This window comes from Kribbella sp. NPDC049174 (assembly GCF_043197365.1).
Taxonomy (GTDB): Bacteria; Actinomycetota; Actinomycetes; order Propionibacteriales; family Kribbellaceae; genus Kribbella.
The window spans coordinates 141,951-165,688 of the sequence record NZ_JBICSZ010000003.1 but is presented as its reverse complement, the minus strand read 5'-3'; the positions used below and the strand labels follow the sequence as shown (position 1 = coordinate 165,688).

The following is a 23,738-nucleotide window of genomic DNA, read 5'->3' as shown; positions in this document are numbered from 1 at the left end:
CTCGTAACTCCAAGCGCGGCCCCGTGATCCTGGCGTGGGCGCTGAGCGTCCTGCTCGTGGTCGCGCTGGCCGGTGCGACCCTCTCGATCGTCGCATTGCAGCGGCAGAGCGACGACACGGCCGAGCGGGAGGGCGCGATGAAGGCGGGTCGGCAGTTGGCCCTCGACTTCACGACGTACGACTACAAGACCTGGGACGCCGACACCAAGCGGGTGCTGGACGACTCCACCGGGCAGTTCAAGGAGGAGTTCCAGGCCGGGCTGAACGTGGTGAAGGCCGAGGTGCAGACCAACAAGGCGACCTCCAAGGGTGACGTGAAGGAGGCTGCGGTGGTCTCGAACGACAAGGACTCCGCCCAGGTCCTGGTGATCGTGGACGCGGTGGTGACGAACACCGCCTCGACCGAGGGGGTGCAGCGCCGCTACCGGATCAAGCTGGACCTGGTCCGGGAGCAGGACCGCTGGTTGACCGCCGACCTGCAGGCGGTGGGCTGATGCCGGACCGTTCCCGCAACCGCCCCCGCATCGCCGGCCAGCGCCGTACCGCCACCGGTACGACGGCCACCGAAACGACGGCCGAAGCTCCGGCGGAGGTGACAACGAAGGTCTCCGAACCGCTCGACGACGACGTGACCCCGGCCACACCGGAGACCCTGGAGACCCCCGAAGAGGCTGCTGAAGAGTCTCCGGTCGCTACAGAAAGTGATGAAACGCGGCGATCGCTGGGCGGTGTGCTGTCCGCGCTGCTCGGCGTCCTGGTCGTCCTGGTGCTGACCTTCGCCGTCGTCCTCGGGGTCAAGGCGTGGCAGGGCAAGCAGGCCGAGGACGCCCGCGACCAGGCTGCCGCGGCCGGCCGGAAGGCCGCCGAGACCGCGCTCAGCTACGACTACCGCGACCTGGACAAGAGCTTCGCTGCCGCCCGGGCGACGATGACCCCGGAGTTCGCGGGCAAGTTCGACGAGACCGCGAAGGTGGCCGGCGAGCTGGCCACCAAGACCAAGGCGACGGTCCGGGCCGAGGTGCGCGAGGTCGGGGTCCGCGACGGCGACGCCGACCGGGTCACGCTGATCATCTTCGTCAACCAGACCACCACCAGCACGATCACAGAGGGTAAGCCCCGGGTCGATCTGAACCGGACGAGGTTCACGATGGTCCGAAACGGCGATCAATGGCTGGTCCAGGAGATCGCCGGACTGTAGTCTCTATGTGACTCCGGACAGGATGTCCTGGGCGGCTCGCAGGTGGTCTTCCTGCTCGAGAACCCGGGTTGATCCTTGACTGAGTGGGTGGTCCGAAGGCATAGTATCGGACCCCATTGGACAGGCTTGCCCTCATCGGGTAGCCTATTGCTTTGCGCTGCCTTTAATCCCACCCTGGCTCTGGTCTCGACTTGACTAGGGCGGTTCGGCGTGCGCTCCCAGCACCGAAGTGATTTCTGCGAGCCCGTGGAAGGACGCCCCTTGGTCGCCTCGCGCAACCCCCAGTCCGACAGCATTTCCGACGTTTCCGGCTCCCGCCGCATCTCCTTCGCAAAGATCTCCGAGCCTCTCGAGGTTCCGGATCTGCTTGCGCTGCAGGTGGACAGTTTCGACTGGCTGGTCGGAAACGAAACGTGGCAGGCCCGTGTGGCCGCCGCCGAGGCCGAGGGACGGTCGGACCTGTCCGGCCCCAGCGGCCTGGAAGAGATTTTCGAGGAGATCTCCCCGATCGAGGACTTCAGCGGCACCATGTCGCTGTCGTTCCGCGACCACCGCTTCGAGCCTCCGAAGAACACGGTCGACGAGTGCAAGGAGCGGGATGTCACCTACTCCGCGCCGCTGTTCGTCACCGCCGAGTTCATGAACAACGAAACCGGTGAGATCAAGAGCCAGACCGTCTTCATGGGTGACTTCCCGCTGATGACGCGCAAGGGCACCTTCGTGATCAACGGCACCGAGCGGGTCGTCGTGTCCCAGCTGGTCCGTTCGCCCGGTGTGTACTTCGAGCGCACGCCGGACAAGACGTCGGACAAGGACATCTTCACCGCCAAGATCATCCCGTCGCGCGGCGCGTGGCTGGAGTTCGAGGTCGACAAGCGCGACATGGTCGGCGTCCGGCTGGACCGCAAGCGCAAGCAGAACGTCACCGTGCTGCTGAAGGCGCTCGGCTGGACCGACGCGCAGATCCTGGAGGAGTTCGGCGACTACGAGTCGATCCGGCTCACCCTGGAGAAGGACCACACCTCCGGGCAGGACGACGCGCTGCTGGACATCTACCGCAAGCTGCGGCCGGGTGAGCCGCCGACGCGGGAGGCCGCCCAGGCGCTGCTGGACAACTACTACTTCAACGGCAAGCGCTACGACCTGGCCAAGGTCGGCCGGTACAAGATCAACAAGAAGCTGGGCCGCGACGAGGCCCACGACACGGCCGTCCTGACGATCAACGACATCGTCGCGACGATCAAGTACCTGGTCGCGCTGCACGAGGGCAAGACCGAGCTGGACGCGCCGCAGGGCGAGATCGTGGTCGAAGAGGACGACATCGACCACTTCGGCAACCGCCGTCTCCGCACCGTCGGTGAACTGATCCAGAACCAGCTGCGCACCGGCCTGGCCCGGATGGAGCGCGTGGTCCGGGAGCGGATGACGACCCAGGACGTCGAGGCGATCACGCCGCAGACCCTGATCAACATCCGTCCGGTGGTGGCGGCGCTGAAGGAGTTCTTCGGCACCTCCCAGCTGTCCCAGTTCATGGACCAGACCAACCCGATCGCGGGTCTGACCCACAAGCGCCGCCTGTCGGCCCTTGGCCCGGGTGGTCTGAGCCGGGAGCGGGCCGGCTTCGAGGTCCGCGACGTGCACCCGTCCCACTACGGCCGGATGTGCCCGATCGAGACCCCGGAAGGCCCGAACATCGGTCTGATCGGCTCGCTCGCGACGTACGGCCGGGTGAACCCGTTCGGCTTCGTCGAGACGCCGTACCGCAAGGTCGTCGACGGCCAGGTCACCGACCAGGTGGACTACCTGACCGCGGACGAGGAGGACCGGTTCGTCATCGCCCAGGCCAACGCCGCGCTGACCGACGAGAACCGGTTCGCCGAGGACCGGGTGCTGGTCCGCCGGCGGCACGGTGAGGTCGAGCTCGTGCTGGTCGACGACGTCGACTACATGGACGTCTCGCCGCGCCAGATGGTGTCGGTGGCGACCGCGATGATCCCGTTCCTCGAGCACGACGACGCCAACCGCGCGCTGATGGGCTCGAACATGCAGCGGCAGGCCGTTCCGCTGATCACGGCCGACGCGCCGCTGGTCGGCACCGGGATGGAGTACCGCGGTGCGGTCGACGCCGGTGACGTGCTGGTGGCCGACAAGGCCGGTGTGGTCAAGGAGGTCTCGGCCGACCTGATCGAGGTCGCCGCCGACGACGGCACGTACCAGACCTACCGGCTGGCGAAGTTCCGCCGGTCGAACCAGGGCACCTGCATCAACCAGCGTCCGCTGGTCGACCAGGGGCAGCGGGTCGAGGTGAACAGCCCGCTGGCCGACGGTCCGTGCACCGACGAGGGCGAGATGGCGCTCGGCCGCAACCTGCTGGTCGCGTTCATGCCGTGGGAGGGTCACAACTACGAGGACGCGATCATCCTCAGCCAGCGCGTCGTTCAGCAGGACCTGCTGACCTCGATCCACATCGAGGAGCACGAGGTCGACGCTCGCGACACCAAGCTGGGGCCGGAGGAGATCACCCGGGACATCCCGAACGTCTCCGACGAGATGCTGGCCGACCTGGACGAGCGGGGCATCATCCGGATCGGCGCCGAGGTCACCACCGGCGACATCCTGGTCGGCAAGGTCACCCCGAAGGGTGAGACCGAGCTGACGCCGGAGGAGCGGCTGCTGCGCGCGATCTTCGGTGAGAAGGCCCGTGAGGTCCGCGACACCTCGCTGAAGGTGCCGCACGGCGAGAACGGCACCGTCATCGGCGTCCGCGTCTTCGACCGCGACAACGGCGACGAGCTGCCGCCGGGCGTGAACCAGCTGGTCCGCGTGTACGTCGCCCAGAAGCGCAAGATCTCGGTCGGCGACAAGCTGGCCGGCCGGCACGGCAACAAGGGCGTCATCTCGAAGATCCTGCCGGTCGAGGACATGCCGTTCCTCGAGGACGGCACCCAGGTCGACATCATCCTGAACCCGCTGGGCGTGCCCGGCCGGATGAACGTCGGTCAGGTGCTCGAGACCCACCTCGGCTGGGTCGCCAGCCGCGGCTGGGAGATCGACGAGTCGAACAAGGAGGAGTGGGCCCAGCGGCTGATCAAGATCGGCGCCGGTTCCGCCCAGCCGATGACGAACGTCGCCACCCCGGTCTTCGACGGCGCCAAGGAGGAGGAGGTCACCGGCCTGCTCGGCTCCACGCTGCCGAACCGCGACGGTGTCCGGATGGTCGACAACACCGGTAAGGCCCGGCTGTTCGACGGTCGTTCGGGTGAGCCGTTCCCGGAGCCGGTCGGTGTCGGCTACATGTACATGCTGAAGCTGCACCACCTGGTCGACGACAAGATCCACGCGCGTTCGACCGGTCCGTACTCGATGATCACCCAGCAGCCGCTGGGTGGTAAGGCCCAGTTCGGCGGTCAGCGGTTCGGCGAGATGGAGGTGTGGGCCCTGGAGGCCTACGGTGCCGCCTTCGCGCTGCAGGAGCTGCTGACGATCAAGTCCGACGACGTGGTCGGCCGGGTCAAGGTGTACGAGGCGATCGTCAAGGGCGAGAACATCCCGGAGCCGGGTATCCCGGAGTCCTTCAAGGTTCTGGTCAAGGAAATGCAGTCCCTGTGTCTGAACGTGGAGGTGCTCTCGTCCGACGGAAGCCGGGTCGAGATGCGCGACAGCGAGGAGGACGTCTTCCGTGCCGCGGAGGAACTGGGCATCGACCTGTCCCGGCGTGAGCCGAACAGCGTCGAGGAGGTCTGAGCGGGTTGCCGCTTGAGATCAACAACCAACTCACTCAGACCAAAATTAGCAACGGGAGATAACACATCGTGCTCGACGTGAACTTCTTCGACGAGCTTCGGATCGGCCTGGCGACCGCGGATGAGATCCGCCAGTGGTCGCACGGCGAGGTCAAGAAGCCCGAGACGATCAACTACCGGACGCTCAAGCCCGAGCGTGACGGACTGTTCTGCGAGAAGATCTTCGGTCCCACCCGGGACTGGGAGTGCTACTGCGGTAAGTACAAGCGTGTTCGCTTCAAGGGCATCATCTGCGAGCGGTGTGGCGTCGAGGTCACCCGCTCCAAGGTGCGCCGCGAGCGGATGGGCCACATCGAGCTGGCCGCGCCGGTCACCCACATCTGGTACTTCAAGGGTGTCCCGTCGCGGCTCGGCTACCTGCTCGACCTCGCCCCGAAGGACCTGGAGAAGGTCATCTACTTCGCGGCGTACATGATCACCGACGTCGACGAGGAGTCGCGGCACCGCGACCTCGCGTCGCTGGAGGGTCGCACCGACGTCGAGCGCAAGCAGCTCGAGAACCGGCGCGACAACGACATCGAGCAGCGGCTGAAGAAGCTCGAGGAGGACCTGGCACAGCTCGAGGCCGAGGGCGCCAAGGCCGACGTACGGCGCAAGGTCAAGGAAGGCGCCGAGCGTGAGGTCAAGCAGCTGCGCGACCGTGCGCAGCGCGAGATCGACCGCCTCGACGAGGTCTGGACCCGGTTCAAGAACCTCAAGGTCCAGGACCTGGAGGGCGACGAGATCCTCTACCGCGCCATGAAGGAGCGGTTCGGCAAGTACTTCGAGGGCGCCATGGGTGCCGCCGCGATCCAGCGCCGGCTGGAGACCTTCGACCTGAAGGCCGAGGCGGACAACCTGCGCGAGACGATCAAGACCGGCAAGGGCCAGCGCAAGACCCGCGCCCTGAAGCGGCTCAAGGTCGTCACCGCGTTCCTGGCCACCAACAACAGCCCGATGGGTATGGTGCTCGACTGCGTTCCGGTGATCCCGCCGGACCTGCGGCCGATGGTCCAGCTCGACGGTGGCCGGTTCGCCACCTCGGACCTGAACGACCTGTACCGCCGGGTGATCAACCGGAACAACCGGCTCAAGCGACTGCTCGACCTGGGCGCGCCGGAGATCATCGTCAACAACGAGAAGCGGATGCTCCAGGAGGCCGTCGACGCGCTGTTCGACAACGGCCGCCGTGGCCGTCCGGTCACCGGCCCGGGCAACCGGCCGCTGAAGTCGCTGTCCGACATGCTCAAGGGCAAGCAGGGCCGCTTCCGGCAGAACCTGCTCGGTAAGCGCGTCGACTACTCCGGTCGTTCGGTGATCGTCGTCGGTCCGCAGCTGAAGCTGCACCAGTGCGGTCTGCCGAAGGCGATGGCGCTGGAGCTGTTCAAGCCGTTCGTGATGAAGCGGCTGGTCGACCTCAACCACGCGCAGAACATCAAGTCCGCCAAGCGGATGGTCGAGCGCCAGCGCGCCCAGGTCTGGGACGTGCTGGAAGAGGTCATCACCGAGCACCCGGTGCTGCTGAACCGGGCGCCTACCCTGCACCGGCTGGGTATCCAGGCGTTCGAGCCGCAGCTGATCGAGGGTAAGGCGATCCAGATCCACCCGCTCGTCTGCTCCGCGTTCAACGCGGACTTCGACGGTGACCAGATGGCGGTGCACCTGCCGCTGTCGGCCGAGGCGCAGGCCGAGGCCCGGATCCTGATGCTGTCGACGAACAACATCCTGAAGCCGGCCGACGGCCGTCCGGTCACGATGCCGACGCAGGACATGATCATCGGCATCTACTTCCTGACCATGCTGAAGGAGGGTGCGCTCGGCGAGGGTCGTGCGTTCAGCTCGGTGGCCGAGGCGCTGATGGCCTTCGACCGCAACGAGCTGTCGCTGCAGGCGAAGATCACGCTGCGTCTCGACGAGGCCTCTGTACCGACCGGTGCGGTGGACCTGGACGGCGGTGCGTTCTCGCTGCAGACCACGCTGGGCCGGGCCCTGTTCAACGAGGCGCTGCCGGCGGACTACCCGTTCGTCGACGTCGAGGTCGGCAAGAAGCAGCTCGGCGGGATCGTCAACGACCTGGCCGAGCGGTACTCCAAGGTCCAGGTGGCCAACTGCCTGGACGCGCTGAAGGATCTCGGTTTCCGCTGGGCCACCCGCTCCGGTGTGACCGTGTCGATCGACGACTTCAGCACGCCGCCATCCAAGCCGGAGATCATGGCCCGGTACGAGTCGCAGGCCGAGAAGGTCCAGAAGCAGTTCGAGCGAGGCCTGATCACCTCGTCCGAGCGGCGTCAGGAGCTGATCGAGATCTGGACCGGCGCCAACGCCGAGGTCGGCAAGGCGATGGAGGAGAACTTCGAGAAGGCCAACCCGATCTGGATGATGGTCCACTCGGGTGCCCGAGGCAACATGATGCAGATCCGGCAGATCGCCGGTATGCGTGGTCTGGTGGCCAACCCGAAGGGTGAGATCATCGCCCGGCCGATCAAGTCCAACTTCCGCGAGGGTCTGTCGGTGGTCGAGTACTTCATCGCCACCCACGGTGCCCGGAAGGGTCTGGCCGACACCGCGCTGCGGACCGCCGACTCGGGGTACCTGACCCGTCGTCTGGTGGACGTCTCGCAGGACGTGATCATCCGCGAGGAGGACTGCGGCACCGAGCGGGGCCTGCCGAAGAAGATCGGCGAGCCCGGTCCGGACGGCAAGGTCGTGCACGCGGAGAACGTCGAGACCAGCGCCTACGCACGGACGCTGGCCACCGACGCCATCGGTGCGGACGGCACCGTCGTCCTGGCGGCCGGCAGCGACCTGGGCGACGTCTCGATCGCGAAGCTGGTCGAGGCCGGGCTCGAGGAGGTCAAGGTCCGCTCCGTGCTGACCTGTGACGCCAAGACCGGTACCTGCGCGAAGTGCTACGGGCGGTCGCTGGCGACCGGCAAGCCGGTCGACATCGGCGAGGCGGTCGGCATCATCGCGGCCCAGTCCATCGGTGAGCCGGGTACGCAGCTGACCATGCGTACCTTCCACACCGGCGGTGTCGCGGGTGATGACATCACCCACGGTCTGCCGCGTGTGGTCGAGCTCTTCGAGGCTCGCCAGCCCAAGGGCAAGGCGCCGATCTCGGAGGCCGCGGGCCGGATCTCGATCGAGGACACCGACAAGACCCGGAAGCTGGTGCTCACCCCGGACGACGGTTCCGAGGAGGTCGCCTACCCGGTGTCGAAGCGTGGCCGCCTGCTGATCGAGGAAGGTCAGCACGTCGAGGTCGGTCAGCAGCTGACGCAGGGTACGCCGGACCCGCAGGAGGTACTGCGGATCCTCGGTGTGCGCAAGGCGCAGGAGCACCTGGTGGACGAGGTCCAGGAGGTGTACCGGTCGCAGGGTGTGGCCATCCACGACAAGCACATCGAGATCATCGTCCGGCAGATGCTGCGCCGGGTCACGGTGATCGAGTCGGGCGACGCCCAGCTGCTGCCGGGTGAGCTCGCGGACCGGATCATGTTCGAGGCGGAGAACCGCCGCGTGGTCGCCGAGGGCGGTACGCCGGCCTCGGGTCGTCCGGTGCTGATGGGTATCACCAAGGCCTCGCTGGCCACCGAGTCGTGGCTGTCGGCCGCCTCCTTCCAGGAGACGACCCGCGTCCTCACCGAGGCCGCGATCCACGGCAAGTCCGACTCGCTGGTCGGTCTGAAGGAGAACGTCATCATCGGCAAGCTGATCCCGGCCGGTACGGGTATGGACCGGTACCGCAACATCCGGGTGGAGCCCACCGAGGAGGCGAAGGCCGCGATGTACTCGATGGTCGGCTACGAGTCGTACGACTACGACTTCGGCCCGTCCACCGGGCAGTCGGTCCCGCTCGACGACTTCGACCTCGGTTCGTACCAGAACTGATTCGAGTCACACACCGCCGAGGGCGGCACTCCCAGTCCGGGGGTGCCGCCATCGCGGCGTTCCGGAGCAGGCACCGGGCGAGGCAGGATGGGCTATGGCCGGAAACAAGACCGTCAAGACCGATGCGTCCGTCGACGACTACCTGGCCGGCCTCGCCGGACCACGCGGCGAGGACGCCCGTGCACTGAACGAATTGCTGACCGGGGCGACCGGCCTCGAGCCGGCCCTGTGGGGCCCGTCCATCGTCGGCTACGGCGACCGCCACCTGGTCTACGAGAGCGGTCGCGAGCTGGACTGGTTCCAGATCGGCTTCGCCGCCCGCAAACAGGCCCTGACCCTCTACCTCACCGAGGGATTCAAGGGGTACGACGAACTGCTCGAGCGACTCGGCCCGCACACGACCGGCGTCGGCTGCCTGTACGTCAAACGCTTGTCCGACGTGGATTCCGGCGTTCTGACCGAGCTTGCGCAGCGGAGTGTGGACGGCGCGCGGGGTGGCGGCTGAAGTTGTCCCCGGGATGCGCCAAGATTGGTCCATGACGGATCTCCCGGCCTACCTGCGGCCTTTCGTCCTGGGAGTCTTGGACGGACCAGACGTGCGGGTCGACCGGCTCGGAGAGATCGACTTCTACCGCCCGGCCGGAACCGCCCGGACCGGCGCGATTCTTTTCGTGCACGGGGGTCCCGTGCCGGCCGACCCCGCGGCGACGCCGCGGGAGTGGCCGGTGTTCAAGGGTTACGCAACCGCTGCCGCCCGGCGTGGCGTAGTGGCTGCTGTCGTCGACCACAGCCTGCTCCGCGGCTTCGACCAGTTGGTCACCGCCGCGGACGAGGTGGAGGCTGCGGTCGGCTCACTGCGATCCGATCCACGGGTCGACCCCGATCGGGTCGCCCTGTGGTTCTTCTCCGGCGCCGGCCTGCTGGCAGGGGAGTGGCTGGACAGCCGCCCCGACTGGTTGCGTTGTGTCGCCCTCACGTACCCCCTGCTCGCCACCCCGCCCGGTGTCGACGAACTGGTCAATGCCGCCGAAGTGATCGGCAAACACAAGGATCTGCCGGTACTGCTGACCCGAGCCGGACTCGAGCACGAGGAGCTCGCCGCTCCGGTCGCGGAGTTCGTCTCCGCCGGTGGCACCGCGCTGGACATCATCGACGTACCGAAAGGGCACCACGGGTTCGACATGCTCGACCACACCGAAGAATCACGCGCCGCCGTCACCAAGGCTCTGGACTGGGCGATCGCCCACCTGGGCGAGGAGCCGGACGGCCAGGACAAACTCCTCGTACCCCCTCCACCGGCCAAGTCCTCCACCCGGCGCCCGACGGCCGCCGCCAAGCCCACCGTGGCGGTGAAGGAGACGAAGGCACCCGCCGAGCCCGCCAGCCGGCCGAAGCCTTCCACCTCCCCGGCCACGCCTACTCCCACAGCCGCCGCTACTCCCACGCCCTCAGTCGCCGCCACGCCCACTCCCGCAGCTACTCCCGCTCCCACAGCCACGCCGGCTTCGGCTGCCGCTCCCGCGGCCACGCCGCTCGCCAGCGTTGCGGCCGCCACAGTCGCCGCCGCCACGGCTGATACCCCGGCCGCGCGGGTGGTCGCCCGGGAGCACTCCGCGTACGCCGCGCACGACCTGGAAGCGTTCCTGGCGATGTACTCGCCGACCGCTCGGATCGAGCTGGCCGACGGCACCGAACTGAAGGGCCGCCGGTTCCTCCGCGAGTACTACCGGCCGCGCTTCGACGCCGGCCGCTGCAAGACCGAGGTGGTGCAGAAGCTGATGCTCGGCGACTGGGTGGTCGAGCACATCCTGGCGTACGACACCGGCGAGCCGACCCCGATGATCGCCCTCTATCGCGTCACCGACGGTTTGATCGGCGAAGTCCAGTTCCGTGTCTGACAGCCCCATCGACTATCTGGCCGAGTTCGAGCGGACGGCCGCGGACTTCGCGGCCGTCCTCGATCGCGTCGACCCGGCCGCGGCGGTGCCCGGATGCCCCGGCTGGACCTTGGCCGACCTGGCTCTGCACCTCGGAGCCGGCCAACGCTGGGCCGCTTCCATCCTGCTCAGCGGCACCGGCCAGCGAGTCCCCGAAGTTCTGCGTACGACGATCTCCTGGGCCGACTGGTATGGCGGCACGACCGCGGCACTGGCCGCCGCGATCCGGGCCGTCGATCCGGACGAGCCGTGCTGGAACTTCGCGCCGGTCGAACAGCGCGCTGCATTCTGGTCGCGCCGGCGCATGCATGAGACGGTGATCCACCTCGTGGACGCCGTCCAGGCCGGGGCGGATCAGGACCAGCGGTCGGCCAGTGGTCTTACCGTCGTACCTGCCCGGATCGCGGCCGACGGGGTCGACGAGGTCTTCGGGGTGTTCCTGCCCCGGATGCTGGCCCGCGGGTTCGCGCCGGCGGTCACCCGGCAGGTCGGCGTACGGGCCGTCGACACCGGTGACGAATGGACGCTCACGCCTGTGCCAGAAGGGGATCGGCCGCAGGTCGAGCGCGGCAAGGCGACCGGTGAGGCGGTCGTCTCGGGGACGGCGGCCGAGCTCGACCTCTGCCTCTGGAAGCGCTTGCCGGGAAGCGTCCTGACGGTCGAGGGAGACCCCGCGGTGGCAGCCGCTTTCCTGGCCGGCACAGCTACGCCGTAGGCCCTGTAGACTGGACCTGCGGAAACACCTCATCGCCGGTCGGTTACTCATTTTGACCGTGCTTGAGGCAGCCGCTAGTCTTAACGATCGTGCCCGGGTCATCCTGGGCCGTCATGCGTGCCCCTCGGTCGAACGGGTCTGCGCGCGTGGCACGGGACTCCTGCCGACAGTCTGGAAGATTACGGCTCCGGTACGCCCGTGCGCACGCGACACACCCGACCGCGGGGGTCAGGCAACAGCAGCAGCAGAAGAAAGCCGGACGACAGAAAGAGACCTACGCGGTGCCCACCATTCAGCAGCTGGTCCGCAAGGGCCGCCAGGACAAGGTGTCCAAGAACAAGACGCCCGCCCTGAAGGGTTCCCCTCAGCGTCGCGGTGTGTGCACGCGCGTTTACACCACCACGCCGAAGAAGCCGAACTCGGCTCTTCGCAAGGTTGCGCGTGTCCGCCTGACCAGCGGCATCGAGGTCACCGCGTACATTCCCGGCGTCGGCCACAACCTGCAGGAGCACTCGATCGTGCTCGTGCGTGGCGGTCGTGTGAAGGACCTTCCGGGTGTCCGGTACAAGATCATCCGCGGTTCGCTCGACACCCAGGGTGTGAAGAACCGGAAGCAGGCCCGCAGCCGTTACGGCGCGAAGAAGGAGAAGAGCTAATGCCGCGCAAGGGTCCCGCCCCGAAGCGGCCGGTCATCATCGACCCGGTCTACAGTTCGCCGCTCGTCACCCAGTTGATCTCGAAGATCCTGGTCGACGGCAAGAAGCAGATCGCGCAGAGCATCGTCTACACGGCGCTCGAGGGCACCCGCACCAAGACCGGCACCGACCCGGTGATCACGCTGAAGCGTGCGCTGGACAACGTGAAGCCGAGCATCGAGGTGAAGAGCCGCCGGGTCGGTGGCGCCACCTACCAGGTGCCGATCGAGGTCAAGCCGGGCCGGTCCACCACGCTGGCGCTGCGCTGGCTGACGACGTACTCCCGCGCCCGTCGCGAGAAGACCATGTCCGAGCGCCTGATGAACGAGATCCTGGACGCTTCGAACGGTCTGGGTGCCTCGGTCAAGCGCCGCGAGGACACGCACAAGATGGCCGAAGCCAACAAGGCTTTCGCCCACTACCGCTGGTGATCCGGGGTCCGATCCGGACCCCAGCGCTCACCCCTTTGACGCAGTACAGAATCGAGAGGTAGACCACCGAGGTGGCCGTACAAATCACCACCGACCTGGCCAAGGTCCGCAACATCGGGATCATGGCTCACATCGACGCCGGCAAGACGACGACGACCGAGCGGATCCTCTTCTACACCGGTATCACCTACAAGATCGGTGAGGTCCACGAGGGCGCCGCCACGATGGACTGGATGGAGCAGGAGCAGGAGCGCGGCATCACCATCACGTCCGCCGCGACGACCTGCACCTGGAAAGACCACACCATCAACATCATCGACACCCCGGGCCACGTCGACTTCACCGTCGAGGTGGAGCGCTCGCTGCGCGTCCTCGACGGTGCCGTCGCCGTGTTCGACGGTGTCGCCGGCGTGGAGCCGCAGTCGGAGACCGTCTGGCGTCAGGCGGACCGGTACGGCGTGCCGCGGATCTGCTTCGTCAACAAGCTGGACCGCACCGGCGCGGAGTTCATGCGCTGTGTCGACATGATCAAGGACCGCCTCGGCGCCGTCCCGCTGGTCATGCAGCTGCCGATCGGGGCCGAGGCCGACTTCATCGGCGTCGTCGACCTGGTCGGGATGCGCGCGCTGACCTGGCGTGGCGAGACCAAGATCGGTGAGGACTACACGGTCGAGGAGATCCCGGCCAGCCACACCGACCTGGCCGCCGAGTGGCGCGACAAGCTGGTCGAGACCGTGGCCGAGGCCGACGACGAGATCATGGAGCTGTACCTGGAGGGTGAAGACCCGACCCAGGAGCAGTTGGTCGCCGCCGTGCGCCGCGCCACCCTGGCCAGCAAGCTGACCCCGGTGCTGACCGGTACGGCCTTCAAGAACAAGGGCGTCCAGCCGCTGCTCGACGCGGTCAACGCCTACCTGCCGAGCCCGATCGACGTCCCGGCCATCGAGGGTCACGACGTCAAGGACGCGGAGCAGGTCGTGCTGCGCAAGCCGGACGACAGCGAGCCGTTCTCGGCGCTGGCGTTCAAGATCGCGGCCGACCCGCACCTGGGCAAGCTGACCTTCATCCGGGTCTACTCGGGCAAGCTCGAGACCGGTACGCAGGTGCTGAACCCGACCAAGGGCCGCAAGGAGCGGATCGGCAAGATCTACCGGATGCACGCGAACAAGCGTGAGGAGATCGCGTCGATCGGCGCCGGCCACATCGTCGCCGTGATGGGTCTGAAGGACACCACCACCGGTGAGACCCTGGCCGACCCGTCGAACCCGGTCGTGCTGGAGTCGATGCAGTTCCCGGCCCCGGTCATCTCGGTCGCCATCGAGCCCAAGTCGAAGAGCGACCAGGAGAAGCTGGGCGTCGCGATCCAGCGGCTGGCCGAGGAGGACCCGACCTTCCAGGTCCGGACCGACGAGGACACCGGCCAGACCATCATCGCCGGGATGGGCGAGCTGCACCTCGAGGTGCTGGTCGACCGGATGAAGCGCGAGTTCCGGGTCGAGGCGAACGTCGGCAAGCCGCAGGTCGCCTACCGCGAGACCATCAAGAAGAAGGTCGAGAAGGTCGACTACACGCACAAGAAGCAGACCGGTGGTTCGGGTCAGTTCGCGCGCGTGATCATCGACATCGAGCCGACCAGCGTCGAGGCCGGTGGTGAGGGCGGGTACGAGTTCGTCAACGCCGTCACCGGTGGCCGCATCCCCCGGGAGTACATCCCGTCGGTGGACGAGGGCGCCCAGGAGGCGATGGAGTTCGGCGTACTGGCCGGCTACCCGATGGTGGACGTCAAGGTGACGCTGCAGGACGGCGCCTACCACGACGTCGACTCCTCCGAGCTCGCGTTCAAGATCGCCGGTTCGATGGCCTTCAAGGACGCCGCCCGCCGGGCGACTCCGGTCATCCTGGAGCCGATGTTCGCGGTCGAGGTCACCACCCCCGAGGACTACATGGGTGAAGTGATCGGCGACCTCAACTCTCGCCGTGGCCAGATCCAGTCGATGGACGAAGGCCCCGGTGGCAGCCGGGTCGTGAAGGCCCTGGTGCCGTTGTCGGAGATGTTCGGGTATGTCGGGGACCTGCGTTCCAAGACGCAGGGACGCGCGTCGTACTCGATGCAGTTCGATTCCTACGCCGAGGTTCCGAAGAACGTGGCGGAAGAGATCATCAAGAAGGCCCGGGGCGAGTAGTCTCTCGCTCCGGACCAACCACCCACAGCGTCGTACGGCGTAGTCAACATTTACTAGGAGGGCCCCAGTGGCGAAGGCGAAGTTCGAGCGGACTAAGCCGCACGTCAACATCGGCACCATCGGTCACATCGACCACGGTAAGACCACTCTTACCGCGGCGATCACCAAGGTGCTGCACGACAAGTACCCGAACCTCAACGAGGCGTCGGCCTTCGATCAGATCGACAAGGCGCCCGAAGAGCGTCAGCGCGGTATCACCATCTCCATCGCGCACGTCGAGTACCAGACCGAGGCCCGGCACTACGCCCACGTTGACTGCCCGGGTCACGCGGACTACATCAAGAACATGATCACCGGTGCGGCCCAGATGGACGGCGCGATCCTGGTCGTCGCCGCCACCGACGGCCCGATGCCGCAGACGCGTGAGCACGTGCTGCTCGCCCGTCAGGTCGGCGTGCCGGCCATGGTCGTCGCGCTGAACAAGTGCGACATGGTCGACGACGAGGAGATCCTGGAGCTCGTCGAGCTCGAGGTCCGCGAGCTGCTCTCGGAGCAGGAGTTCGACGGCGACAACGCGCCGATCGTCCGCGTCGCCGCTCACCCGGCGCTGCAGGGCGACGCCAAGTGGGGCGAGTCGATCATCGAGCTGATGGACGCGGTCGACTCCTACATCCCGCAGCCGGAGCGCGAGGTCGACAAGCCGTTCCTGATGCCGGTGGAGGACGTCTTCACCATCACCGGTCGCGGCACGGTCATCACCGGCCGGATCGAGCGCGGTGTCGTCAAGATCAACGAGACCGTCGACATCGTCGGCATCCGTCCGGAGAAGCAGACCACCACGGTCACCGGTATCGAGATGTTCCGCAAGCTGCTGGACGAGGGCCAGGCCGGTGAGAACGTCGGTCTGCTGCTTCGTGGCACCAAGCGCGAGGACGTCGAGCGCGGCATGGTCGTCATCAAGCCGGGCACCACGACCCCGCACACCAACTTCGACGCGTCGGTCTACATCCTGTCGAAGGAGGAGGGCGGCCGTCACACGCCGTTCTTCCAGAACTACCGGCCTCAGTTCTACTTCCGCACCACGGACGTCACCGGCGTCGTCACGCTGCCCGAGGGCACCGAGATGGTCATGCCGGGCGACAACACCGACATGTCGGTCGAGCTGATCCAGCCGATCGCCATGGAAGAGGGTCTGAAGTTCGCGATCCGCGAAGGTGGCCGCACCGTCGGCGCCGGCCGGGTCACCAAGATCATCAAGTGATCTCACGAGGTCCGCGAGGGCTCGCAGTCCTGAGCCCCCGCGGACCTCTGCTTTGCGCCTGATCCGGCGCATCAGGTGCGCCGGATCAGGGGTGAAGCCACCGGATTGGCGTTTCGACGCCGATCTCTGGCACAATATTCAGGTTGCTCAGGCGAGGCCGCCGGGGCGCGCCCCAGACCGTTGGTCTGGCTGGTGCGCCGGACCGGAGACCATGCCGAGGTTCCGGTCCGAGACCGGGCCCCGATCACCATTCCAGGTCGATGAAGCGGTGAGTCGCGCGCGTTCCGCGTCCGCGACACACCCGACCTCGGGGGTCGGAGCAACGCAACGAAGACGATAGAGAAGGACGAAGCGAAGCGATGGCGGGACAAAAGATCCGCATCCGGCTGAAGGCCTACGACCACGAGGTCATCGACAGCTCGGCGCGCAAGATTGTCGACACGGTGACGCGTACTGGTGCGAAGGTTGCTGGCCCGGTGCCGTTGCCGACGGAAAAGAACGTGTTCTGCGTCATCCGCTCGCCGCACAAGTACAAGGACAGCCGCGAGCACTTCGAGATGCGCACCCACAAGCGGCTCATCGACATCATCGACCCCACGCCGAAGACCGTCGACTCGCTGATGCGGCTCGACCTGCCGGCCGGTGTCGACATCGAGATCAAGCTCTGAGGGACGCGAACAACCAATGAGCAAGCAGAAGAACACGCGCGGTCTGCTGGGCACCAAGCTCGGCATGACCCAGACCTGGGACGAGAACAACCGCGTCGTCCCCGTGACCGTGATCCAGGCCGGCCCGTGCGTCGTGACCGAGGTTCGCACCTCGGACAGCCACGGGTACGACGGCGTCCAGATCGCGTTCGGCGACATCGACCCCCGCAAGGTGGCCAAGCCGATGCGCGGCCACTTCGACAAGGCCGGCGTGACGCCGCGGCGCCACCTGCTGGAGCTGCGCACCGCCGACGCGAGCGAGTACACGCTGGGCCAGGAGATCAAGGCCGAGGCGTTCGCCGCTGGTGAGCTGGTCGACGTCTCCGCCACCAGCAAGGGCAAGGGCTTCGCCGGTGTGATGAAGCGGCACGGCTTCCACGGCCTGCGCGCCACCCACGGTGTCCACAAGAAGCACCGCTCGCCGGGCTCCATCGGTGGCTGCGCCACCCCTGGGCGGGTCTTCAAGGGCCTGCGGATGGCCGGCCGGATGGGCAACGAGAAGGTCACCACGCAGAACGTGTCGGTCCACGCGATCGACACCGAGCGCGGCCTGATCCTGCTCAAGGGCGCCGTTCCTGGTCCGAAGGGCGGCCTCGTGCTGATCCGCAACGCCGCGAAGGGAGCTGCCAAGTGAGCACCGTCGACGTCGTCGTCGTGAAGGGCGACAAGGTCAGCAAGAAGGGCTCCGCCGAGCTTCCGGCCGAGCTGTTCGACGTCCAGGTCAACATCCCGCTGATCCACCAGGTCGTGGTGGCCCAGCTGGCCGCGGCCCGGCAGGGGACGCACAAGGTCAAGACCCGGGGCGAGGTGTCCGGCGGTGGCGCCAAGCCGTACCGCCAGAAGGGCACCGGTCGCGCCCGGCAGGGCTCGACCCGCGCGCCGCAGTTCACCGGCGGTGGCGTGGTGCACGGCCCGACCCCGCGCGACTACAGCCAGCGGACCCCGAAGAAGATGATTGCCGCCGCGCTTCGCGGTGCGCTCTCGGACCGGGCCCGTGACGGCCAGGTGTTCGTGGTCGAGAAGTTCGTCGACGGCGACACCCCGTCCACCAAGACCGCGCTGAAGGTGCTGTCCGAGGTCACCGACCCGGGCAAGGCCCTGGTCGTGGTCGAGCGTGCCGACGAGCTCACCTGGCTGAGCCTGCGCAACGTGCAGCACGTGCACCTGATCGCCGCCGACCAGCTGAACGCGTACGACGTACTCGTCGCCGACGCGGTCGTGTTCACCACGGGAGCGCTCGACGCCTTCGTCGCCGGCGCCCCGAAGGGCAAGTCCGTCAAGGCTGTCGCGACGTCGACCGAAGCCGAGGAGGTAGAGGCATGAGCCACGGAGTCAACAAGGACCCGCGGGACGTGCTGCTGCGGCCGGTCGTGAGCGAGAAGAGCTACGGCCTGCTGGACGAGCAGAAGTACACGTTCGAGGTCGACCCGAACGCCAACAAGACCGAGATCAAGCTCGCGGTCGAGAAGGTCTTCAAGGTCAAGGTCAGCGACGTCAACACCATCAACCGCAAGGGCAAGCGCCGCCGGACCCGGTCCGGCTGGGGCAAGCGCCCGGACACCAAGCGGGCGATCGTGACCCTCAAGGGTGACGACCGCATCGACATCTTCGGAGGCCAGTCGTAATGGGTATCCGCAAATACAAGCCGACGACGCCGGGCCGCCGTGGCTCGAGCGTGGCCGACTTCGTCGAGCTCACCCGTTCGACCCCGGAGAAGTCGCTGCTGCGTCCGCTCCCGAAGAAGGGCGGCCGGAACAACTCCGGCAAGATCACCACCCGGCACCAGGGCGGCGGTCACAAGCGGGCGTACCGGCTGATCGACTTCAAGCGGTACGACAAGGACGGCGTCCCGGCGAAGGTGGCCGAGATCGAGTACGACCCGAACCGCACCGCGCGGATCGCGCTGCTGCACTACGTCGACGGCGAGAAGCGCTACATCCTCGCCCCGGCGAACCTGAAGCAGGGCACGATCGTCGAGAACGGCCCGGCCGCCGACATCAAGGTCGGCAACAACCTGCCGCTGCGCAACATCCCGGTCGGCTCCACGGTGCACGCCGTCGAGCTGCGCCCGGGCGGCGGCGCCAAGATGGGCCGCTCGGCCGGTGCCAGCATCCAGCTGGTCGCGAAGGAGGGCCGGATGGCCACCCTGCGGATGCCGTCCGGCGAGGTCCGGATGGTCGACGTGCGTTGCCGCGCCACCCTCGGTGAGGTCGGCAACGGCGAGCAGTCGAACATCAACTGGGGCAAGGCGGGCCGGATGCGCTGGAAGGGCAAGCGCCCGACCGTCCGCGGTGTCGCGATGAACCCGGTCGACCACCCGCACGGTGGTGGTGAGGGCAAGACCTCGGGTGGTCGTCACCCGGTGTCCCCGTGGGGCAAGCCTGAGGGGCGCACCCGCACCCGCAAGGAAAGCGACCGCATGATCGTCCGGCGCCGCAAGGCCGGCAAGAAGCGCTGATAGGAGCCGGCCAGAATGCCACGCAGTCTGAAGAAGGGCCCGTTCGTCGACCACCACCTGATGAAGAAGGTGGAGGTGCAGAACGAGAAGGGCACCAAGAACGTCATCAAGACCTGGTCCCGCCGATCGATGATCGTGCCGGACATGATCGGCCACACGCTCGCGGTGCACGACGGCCGCAAGCACGTGCCCGTGTTCGTGACGGATGCGATGGTCGGGCACAAGCTCGGCGAGTTCGCCCCGACCCGGACGTTCAAGGGTCACGAGAAGGACGACCGGAAGTCACGGCGTCGCTGACCGTGGTCAGTGACGAAGCGAAAGCAACCTACGGAGAGATTCGAACATCATGAGCGTTCAAGAGCGTAGGGCGATCAGCGCCCGTCGCGAGGGTCTGCTGGGCGACGAGCCCGGGGCCTTCGCGGTCGCGCGCTTCGTCCGCGTGACGCCGATGAAGGCGCGCCGCGTGGTCGACCTGGTGCGCGGTCTGGGCGTCGACGACGCACTCGCCACTCTGAAGTTCGCCCCGCAGGCCGCTGCCGCGACCGTGTACAAGGTCGTCGACAGCGCTGCGGCGAACGCCGAGGGCACCGAGCACCTGAGCCGGGCCGACCTGGTCGTGGCGAAGGCCTTCGTGGACGAGGGACCGACGCTGAAGCGTCACCGCCCCCGTGCACAGGGCCGGGCCACCCGGATCGACAAGCGGACCAGCCACATCACCGTCGTGGTCGCGCCGCGGGTCGAGGAGGAGCCGCCGGCCGAGGCCAAGAAGGCGGACACCAAGAAGGCTGCCAAGAAGGCACCGGCCAAGAAGGCCGCTGACAAGGCCGCCGCCGACAAGGCGCCGGCCAAGAAGGCGACTGCCAAGAAGGCCACCGCTGAGAAGAAGGAGTCCTGACTGTGGGACAGAAGGTAAACCCGCACGGGTTCCGTCTCGGCATCAGCACCGATCACAAGAGCCGCTGGTACGCCGACAAGCTGTACAAGGACTACGTGGGCGAGGACGTCAAGATCCGCCGCCTGCTGAGCAAGGGCATGGAGCGCGCCGGCATCTCCCGCGTGGAGATCGAGCGCACCCGTGACCGCGTCCGCGTCGACATCCACACCGCCCGTCCGGGCATCGTCATCGGTCGCCGCGGCGCCGAGGCGGACCGGATCCGGGGCAGCCTGGAGGAGCTCACCGGCAAGCAGGTGCAGCTCAACATCCTCGAGGTGAAGAACTCCGAGGTCGACGCCCAGCTGGTCGCGCAGGGCGTGGCCGAGCAGCTGTCCGGCCGCGTGGCGTTCCGCCGCGCGATGCGCAAGGCGATGCAGACCACCATGCGTGGCGGCGCCCTGGGCATCCGGATCCAGTGCTCCGGCCGGCTCGGTGGCGCGGAGATGTCGCGGTCGGAGTTCTACCGTGAGGGCCGGGTGCCGCTGCACACGCTCCGTGCGGACATCGACTACGGCTTCTACGAGGCCCGCACGACCTTCGGCCGGATCGGCGTGAAGGTCTGGATCTACAAGGGCGACGTCGCCGGCACTCGCGCCGAGCGGGAGGCGCAGGCAGCTGCCCGCGCCGCCACTCAGGGGCGTGGCCGTCCGGCTCGCGGCGACCGTGACCGCGGTGACCGTGGTGGCCGCGGCGGTGACCGTGGCGGTCGTCGTGACGACCGCCGGGACGGTGGCGCCCGCGCCGAGGCCCCGAAGACCGACGCGGCCGCGCCGGCCGAGAAGGCCGCCGGCAAGCCCGCCGAGACGACCGGAACGGAGAGCTGACCAATGCTCATCCCCCGCAAGGTCAAGCACCGCAAGCAGCACCACCCGAAGCGCTCCGGCGCTGCCAAGGGCGGTACCACGCTGGCCTTCGGTGACTTCGGCATCCAGGCGCTGGAGAGCCACTACGTCACCAACCGGCAGATCGAGTCCGCGCGTATCGCGATGACCCGGCACATCAAGCGTGGCGGAAAGGTGTGGATCAACATCTACCCCGACCGCCCGTTGACCAAGAAGCCGGCCGAGACCCGGATGGGTTCCGGTAAGGGTTCGCCGGAGTGGTGGATCGCCAACGTCAAGGCCGGTCGCGTGATGTTCGAGCTGTCCGGCGTACCGGAGGACATCGCTCGCGAGGCCATGCGCCGCGCGATCCACAAGTTGCCGATGAAGTGCCGCTTCATCACCCGAGAGGCAGGTGAGAACTGATGGCTACGACCGTGACCGCCGCCGAGCTGCGGAACCTGGGTCGGGACGAGCTGCAGAGCAAGCTCGCTGAAGCCAAGGAGGAGCTGTTCAACCTCCGGTTCCAGGCTGCCACGGGCCAGCTGGAGTCCCACGGCCGGCTGCGCGCCGTCCGTAAGGACATCGCCCGCATCTACACGGTGCTGACCGAGCGCGCGCTCGGCATCACCGAAGAGGTCGACGCCGCGCCTGCCGCGGCCGAGGACGTCGTCGAGGCTGACGACGCCGAGGAGACCGCGGACGACAGCGAGAAGGCCGGGAGCAAGGCATGACCGAGAACGCAGCGAAGGACGAGAACGTGAGCACGACCCCCGAGGCGCGAGGCCGCCGGAAGACCCGTGAGGGCCTGGTGCTGAGCGACAAGATGGACAAGACCGTCACCGTCGAGGTCGAGGACCGGGTCAAGCACGCGCTGTACGGCAAGGTCATCCGGCGCACCAGCAAGCTCAAGGCGCACGACGAGCAGAACGCCGCCGGGATCGGCGACCGCGTCCTCCTGATGGAGACCCGGCCGCTGTCGGCGACCAAGCGCTGGCGCGTCGTCGAGATCCTCGAGAAGGCCAAGTAGTTCCGGGCCCAGCGCTTCGGCACTGACCGGCAACCAATCGAAATTATTCGTTCCGCAAGGCTCACGTGAGTGAGAACCAGCGAGACAACCAGGAGATCAACAGATGATCCAGCAGGAGTCGCGACTGAAGGTCGCCGACAACACGGGCGCGAAGGAGATCCTTTGCATCCGCGTGCTCGGTGGCTCCGGTCGGCGCTACGCCGGTGTCGGTGACACGATCGTCGCCACCGTCAAGGACGCGATCCCCGGCGGTGGTGTGAAGAAGGGTGACGTCGTCAAGGCGGTCGTCGTGCGGACCGTGAAGGAGCGCCGGCGTCCGGACGGCTCCTACATCCGGTTCGACGAGAACGCCGCGGTGATCCTGAAGGCCGACGGCGAGCCGCGTGGTACCCGCATCTTCGGGCCGGTCGGCCGGGAGCTGCGCGAGAAGCGCTTCATGAAGATCATCTCGCTCGCCCCGGAGGTGCTCTGAGATGGCACAGAACAAGCTGCACGTGAAGAAGGGTGATCTCGTCCGCGTGATCGCCGGCAAGTCCAAGGGCCTCGAGGGCAAGATCATCCAGGTCTTCCCCGACGACGAGAAGATCATCGTCGAGGGCGTCAACCGGGTGAAGAAGCACACCAAGGTGCAGCAGGCCCAGCGCGGCGGCACCACCGGTGGCATCGTCACCCAGGAAGCCCCGATCCACGTCTCCAACGTGATGCTTCTGGTCGAGGTCGAGAAGGACGGCAAGAAGCAGAAGGTGACCACCCGCGTCGGTTACAACCGCGTCGAGGTGCAGAAGCGGCGCCCCGACGGCTCGACGTACACCGGTTTCCGGAGCGTCCGGATCGCGCGGCGTACCGGCGAGGAGATCTGATGACTGCAACGACAACCGAGGGCACCAAGGTCCTGCCGCGGCTGAAGACGAAGTACCGCGAGGAGATCGTCGGCAACCTGCAGGAGCAGTTCCAGTTCGAGAACGTCATGCAGGTGCCCGGGCTCACCAAGATCGTGGTGAACATGGGCGTCGGCGAGGCGGCTCGCGACTCCAAGCTGATCGACGGCGCGGTGAAGGACCTGGCCGCGATCACCGGCCAGAAGCCGCAGGTCACCAAGGCCCGTAAGTCCATCGCGCAGTTCAAGCTGCGTGAGGGGATGCCGATCGGCGCGCACGTGACGCTGCGCGGTGACCGGATGTGGGAGTTCCTGGACCGGCTGCTGGCGCTCGCGCTGCCGCGGATCCGCGACTTCCGCGGTCTGTCGCCGAAGCAGTTCGACGGCACCGGGAACTACACCTTCGGCCTGACCGAGCAGGTGATGTTCCACGAGATCAACCAGGACCGGATCGACCGGGTCCGGGGCATGGACATCACCGTGGTGACCACCGCGAAGAACGACGACGAGGGCCGGGCCCTGCTGCGGCAGCTCGGTTTCCCGTTCAAGGAGAACTGACGTGGCGAAGACAGCACTCAAGGTCAAGCAGGCCCGGAAGCCGAAGTTCGCGGTGCGCGGTTACACCCGTTGCCAGCGCTGCGGCCGGCCGAAGGCGGTCTTCCGCAAGTTCGGCCTGTGCCGGATCTGCCTGCGGGAGATGGCGCACCGGGGCGAGCTGCCCGGTGTGACCAAGTCCAGCTGGTGACCGTCTCCACCCCCGATCTTTTCTCCACTCACCATCTAGTCACCGTAGGTCGCCGGCCGGCGAAACCACGGCG

25 protein-coding genes and 1 pseudogene are annotated in these 23,738 nt (G+C 67.3%); all 26 read left to right on the top strand.

Translation table 11 applies throughout. From position 1 onward, the window contains the following. Positions 1-23 precede the first annotated feature (23 nt). The 26 genes and pseudogenes from ACGFIF_RS18055 to ACGFIF_RS17930 all read left to right on the top strand — a co-directional run bounded on the left by ACGFIF_RS18055 (position 24) and on the right by ACGFIF_RS17930 (position 23,665). Positions 24-494 (top strand): hypothetical protein, encoded by a 471-nt coding sequence (locus ACGFIF_RS18055; RefSeq protein ID WP_393155693.1) that lies wholly within the window; start codon positions 24-26, stop codon positions 492-494. Next, the gene (locus ACGFIF_RS18050) at positions 494-1,198 is read left to right on the top strand and encodes a hypothetical protein (protein ID WP_393155692.1); all 705 of its coding nucleotides are present in this window, start codon (positions 494-496) and stop codon (positions 1,196-1,198) included. The genes ACGFIF_RS18055 and ACGFIF_RS18050 overlap by 1 nt, the downstream gene beginning before the upstream one ends. A 261-nt stretch (positions 1,199-1,459) precedes the next feature. Continuing rightward, the gene (gene rpoB / locus ACGFIF_RS18045) at positions 1,460-4,942 is read left to right on the top strand and encodes a DNA-directed RNA polymerase subunit beta (protein ID WP_393155690.1); all 3,483 of its coding nucleotides are present in this window, start codon (positions 1,460-1,462) and stop codon (positions 4,940-4,942) included. A 68-nt stretch (positions 4,943-5,010) separates the two neighbouring features. Then, complete coding sequence (locus tag ACGFIF_RS18040; RefSeq protein ID WP_393155689.1) at positions 5,011-8,871, top strand: DNA-directed RNA polymerase subunit beta'; 3,861 nt, start codon at positions 5,011-5,013, stop codon at positions 8,869-8,871. A 94-nt stretch (positions 8,872-8,965) separates the two neighbouring features. Beyond that, a complete protein-coding gene (locus ACGFIF_RS18035; protein ID WP_393155688.1) occupies positions 8,966-9,376 on the top strand; it encodes a DUF1801 domain-containing protein in 411 nt (136 codons plus the stop codon). Between the two features lie 31 nt (positions 9,377-9,407). After that, positions 9,408-10,769, top strand: coding sequence for a nuclear transport factor 2 family protein (locus ACGFIF_RS18030; protein WP_393155687.1), 1,362 nt, complete (start codon positions 9,408-9,410; stop codon positions 10,767-10,769). Then, positions 10,762-11,523 (top strand): maleylpyruvate isomerase N-terminal domain-containing protein, encoded by a 762-nt coding sequence (locus tag ACGFIF_RS18025; protein WP_393155685.1) that lies wholly within the window; start codon positions 10,762-10,764, stop codon positions 11,521-11,523. The genes ACGFIF_RS18030 and ACGFIF_RS18025 overlap by 8 nt, the downstream gene beginning before the upstream one ends. A gap of 281 nt (positions 11,524-11,804) precedes the next feature. Then, positions 11,805-12,179 carry a 30S ribosomal protein S12 gene (gene rpsL / locus ACGFIF_RS18020; RefSeq protein WP_012923692.1) on the top strand — a complete coding sequence of 125 codons (375 nt, stop codon included), beginning with the start codon at positions 11,805-11,807 and terminating at the stop codon, positions 12,177-12,179. Then, a complete protein-coding gene (rpsG, locus tag ACGFIF_RS18015) occupies positions 12,179-12,649 on the top strand; it encodes a 30S ribosomal protein S7 (RefSeq protein WP_131361025.1) in 471 nt (156 codons plus the stop codon). The genes rpsL and rpsG overlap by 1 nt, the downstream gene beginning before the upstream one ends. 71 nt (positions 12,650-12,720) lie before the next feature. After that, positions 12,721-14,832: an elongation factor G gene (fusA, locus tag ACGFIF_RS18010; RefSeq protein ID WP_393155683.1), complete on the top strand. Its 2,112-nt coding sequence runs from the start codon at positions 12,721-12,723 to the stop codon at positions 14,830-14,832. Between the two features lie 67 nt (positions 14,833-14,899). After that, on the top strand, positions 14,900-16,093 hold the full coding sequence (tuf, locus tag ACGFIF_RS18005) for an elongation factor Tu (protein ID WP_132216182.1): 1,194 nt from the start codon (positions 14,900-14,902) through the stop codon (positions 16,091-16,093). Between the two features lie 359 nt (positions 16,094-16,452). After that, on the top strand, positions 16,453-16,761 hold the full coding sequence (rpsJ, locus tag ACGFIF_RS18000; protein ID WP_012923688.1) for a 30S ribosomal protein S10: 309 nt from the start codon (positions 16,453-16,455) through the stop codon (positions 16,759-16,761). A gap of 16 nt (positions 16,762-16,777) precedes the next feature. Beyond that, positions 16,778-17,434: a 50S ribosomal protein L3 gene (rplC, locus tag ACGFIF_RS17995; protein WP_393155681.1), complete on the top strand. Its 657-nt coding sequence runs from the start codon at positions 16,778-16,780 to the stop codon at positions 17,432-17,434. After that, the gene (gene rplD / locus ACGFIF_RS17990) at positions 17,431-18,123 is read left to right on the top strand and encodes a 50S ribosomal protein L4 (RefSeq protein WP_393155680.1); all 693 of its coding nucleotides are present in this window, start codon (positions 17,431-17,433) and stop codon (positions 18,121-18,123) included. The genes rplC and rplD overlap by 4 nt, the downstream gene beginning before the upstream one ends. Continuing rightward, entirely contained in the window at positions 18,120-18,425 is a 306-nt protein-coding gene (gene rplW, locus ACGFIF_RS17985; RefSeq protein WP_132147597.1) for a 50S ribosomal protein L23, read from the top strand. The genes rplD and rplW overlap by 4 nt, the downstream gene beginning before the upstream one ends. After that, complete coding sequence (gene rplB / locus ACGFIF_RS17980; RefSeq protein WP_132216194.1) at positions 18,425-19,258, top strand: 50S ribosomal protein L2; 834 nt, start codon at positions 18,425-18,427, stop codon at positions 19,256-19,258. Before rplW ends, rplB begins: the two co-directional genes overlap by 1 nt. Positions 19,259-19,273: 15 nt before the next feature. Next, positions 19,274-19,555, top strand: a complete 282-nt coding sequence (rpsS, locus tag ACGFIF_RS17975) for a 30S ribosomal protein S19 (protein ID WP_131361012.1) — start codon at positions 19,274-19,276, stop codon at positions 19,553-19,555. A gap of 49 nt (positions 19,556-19,604) precedes the next feature. Further along, a pseudogene (gene rplV / locus ACGFIF_RS17970) lies at positions 19,605-20,072 on the top strand (50S ribosomal protein L22); the annotation flags it as partial. An 83-nt stretch (positions 20,073-20,155) separates the two neighbouring features. Next, a complete protein-coding gene (gene rpsC / locus ACGFIF_RS17965) occupies positions 20,156-21,016 on the top strand; it encodes a 30S ribosomal protein S3 (protein ID WP_393155678.1) in 861 nt (286 codons plus the stop codon). A gap of 3 nt (positions 21,017-21,019) precedes the next feature. After that, positions 21,020-21,439 (top strand): 50S ribosomal protein L16, encoded by a 420-nt coding sequence (gene rplP, locus ACGFIF_RS17960; protein WP_132216203.1) that lies wholly within the window; start codon positions 21,020-21,022, stop codon positions 21,437-21,439. Then, positions 21,439-21,747: a 50S ribosomal protein L29 gene (gene rpmC / locus ACGFIF_RS17955; RefSeq protein ID WP_393155676.1), complete on the top strand. Its 309-nt coding sequence runs from the start codon at positions 21,439-21,441 to the stop codon at positions 21,745-21,747. Before rplP ends, rpmC begins: the two co-directional genes overlap by 1 nt. After that, positions 21,744-22,043: a 30S ribosomal protein S17 gene (gene rpsQ / locus ACGFIF_RS17950; RefSeq protein WP_393155675.1), complete on the top strand. Its 300-nt coding sequence runs from the start codon at positions 21,744-21,746 to the stop codon at positions 22,041-22,043. Before rpmC ends, rpsQ begins: the two co-directional genes overlap by 4 nt. Positions 22,044-22,146: 103 nt before the next feature. After that, on the top strand, positions 22,147-22,515 hold the full coding sequence (gene rplN, locus ACGFIF_RS17945; protein WP_012923677.1) for a 50S ribosomal protein L14: 369 nt from the start codon (positions 22,147-22,149) through the stop codon (positions 22,513-22,515). A gap of 1 nt (position 22,516) precedes the next feature. Next, on the top strand, positions 22,517-22,903 hold the full coding sequence (gene rplX, locus ACGFIF_RS17940) for a 50S ribosomal protein L24 (protein ID WP_393155673.1): 387 nt from the start codon (positions 22,517-22,519) through the stop codon (positions 22,901-22,903). Then, positions 22,903-23,478, top strand: coding sequence for a 50S ribosomal protein L5 (rplE, locus tag ACGFIF_RS17935; protein ID WP_393155672.1), 576 nt, complete (start codon positions 22,903-22,905; stop codon positions 23,476-23,478). The genes rplX and rplE overlap by 1 nt, the downstream gene beginning before the upstream one ends. A gap of 1 nt (position 23,479) precedes the next feature. Next, on the top strand, positions 23,480-23,665 hold the full coding sequence (locus ACGFIF_RS17930) for a type Z 30S ribosomal protein S14 (RefSeq protein WP_012923674.1): 186 nt from the start codon (positions 23,480-23,482) through the stop codon (positions 23,663-23,665). The last annotated feature ends 73 nt before the right edge of the window (positions 23,666-23,738 follow it).

What these genes read in the sequence shown, in the direction of transcription:
- ACGFIF_RS18050 (WP_393155692.1), top strand. Translation starts at nt 494, where the DNA reads ATGCCGGACCGTTCCCGCAACCGCCCCCGCATCGCCGGCCAGCGCCGT.
- ACGFIF_RS18035 (WP_393155688.1), top strand. Translation starts at nt 8,966, where the DNA reads ATGGCCGGAAACAAGACCGTCAAGACCGATGCGTCCGTCGACGACTAC.
- ACGFIF_RS18030 (WP_393155687.1), top strand. Translation starts at nt 9,408, where the DNA reads ATGACGGATCTCCCGGCCTACCTGCGGCCTTTCGTCCTGGGAGTCTTG.
- rpsG (WP_131361025.1), top strand. Translation starts at nt 12,179, where the DNA reads ATGCCGCGCAAGGGTCCCGCCCCGAAGCGGCCGGTCATCATCGACCCG.
- rpsJ (WP_012923688.1), top strand. Translation starts at nt 16,453, where the DNA reads ATGGCGGGACAAAAGATCCGCATCCGGCTGAAGGCCTACGACCACGAG.
- rplC (WP_393155681.1), top strand. Translation starts at nt 16,778, where the DNA reads ATGAGCAAGCAGAAGAACACGCGCGGTCTGCTGGGCACCAAGCTCGGC.
- rplW (WP_132147597.1), top strand. Translation starts at nt 18,120, where the DNA reads ATGAGCCACGGAGTCAACAAGGACCCGCGGGACGTGCTGCTGCGGCCG.
- rplB (WP_132216194.1), top strand. Translation starts at nt 18,425, where the DNA reads ATGGGTATCCGCAAATACAAGCCGACGACGCCGGGCCGCCGTGGCTCG.
- rpsS (WP_131361012.1), top strand. Translation starts at nt 19,274, where the DNA reads ATGCCACGCAGTCTGAAGAAGGGCCCGTTCGTCGACCACCACCTGATG.
- rplP (WP_132216203.1), top strand. Translation starts at nt 21,020, where the DNA reads ATGCTCATCCCCCGCAAGGTCAAGCACCGCAAGCAGCACCACCCGAAG.
- rpmC (WP_393155676.1), top strand. Translation starts at nt 21,439, where the DNA reads ATGGCTACGACCGTGACCGCCGCCGAGCTGCGGAACCTGGGTCGGGAC.
- rpsQ (WP_393155675.1), top strand. Translation starts at nt 21,744, where the DNA reads ATGACCGAGAACGCAGCGAAGGACGAGAACGTGAGCACGACCCCCGAG.
- rplN (WP_012923677.1), top strand. Translation starts at nt 22,147, where the DNA reads ATGATCCAGCAGGAGTCGCGACTGAAGGTCGCCGACAACACGGGCGCG.
- rplX (WP_393155673.1), top strand. Translation starts at nt 22,517, where the DNA reads ATGGCACAGAACAAGCTGCACGTGAAGAAGGGTGATCTCGTCCGCGTG.
- rplE (WP_393155672.1), top strand. Translation starts at nt 22,903, where the DNA reads ATGACTGCAACGACAACCGAGGGCACCAAGGTCCTGCCGCGGCTGAAG.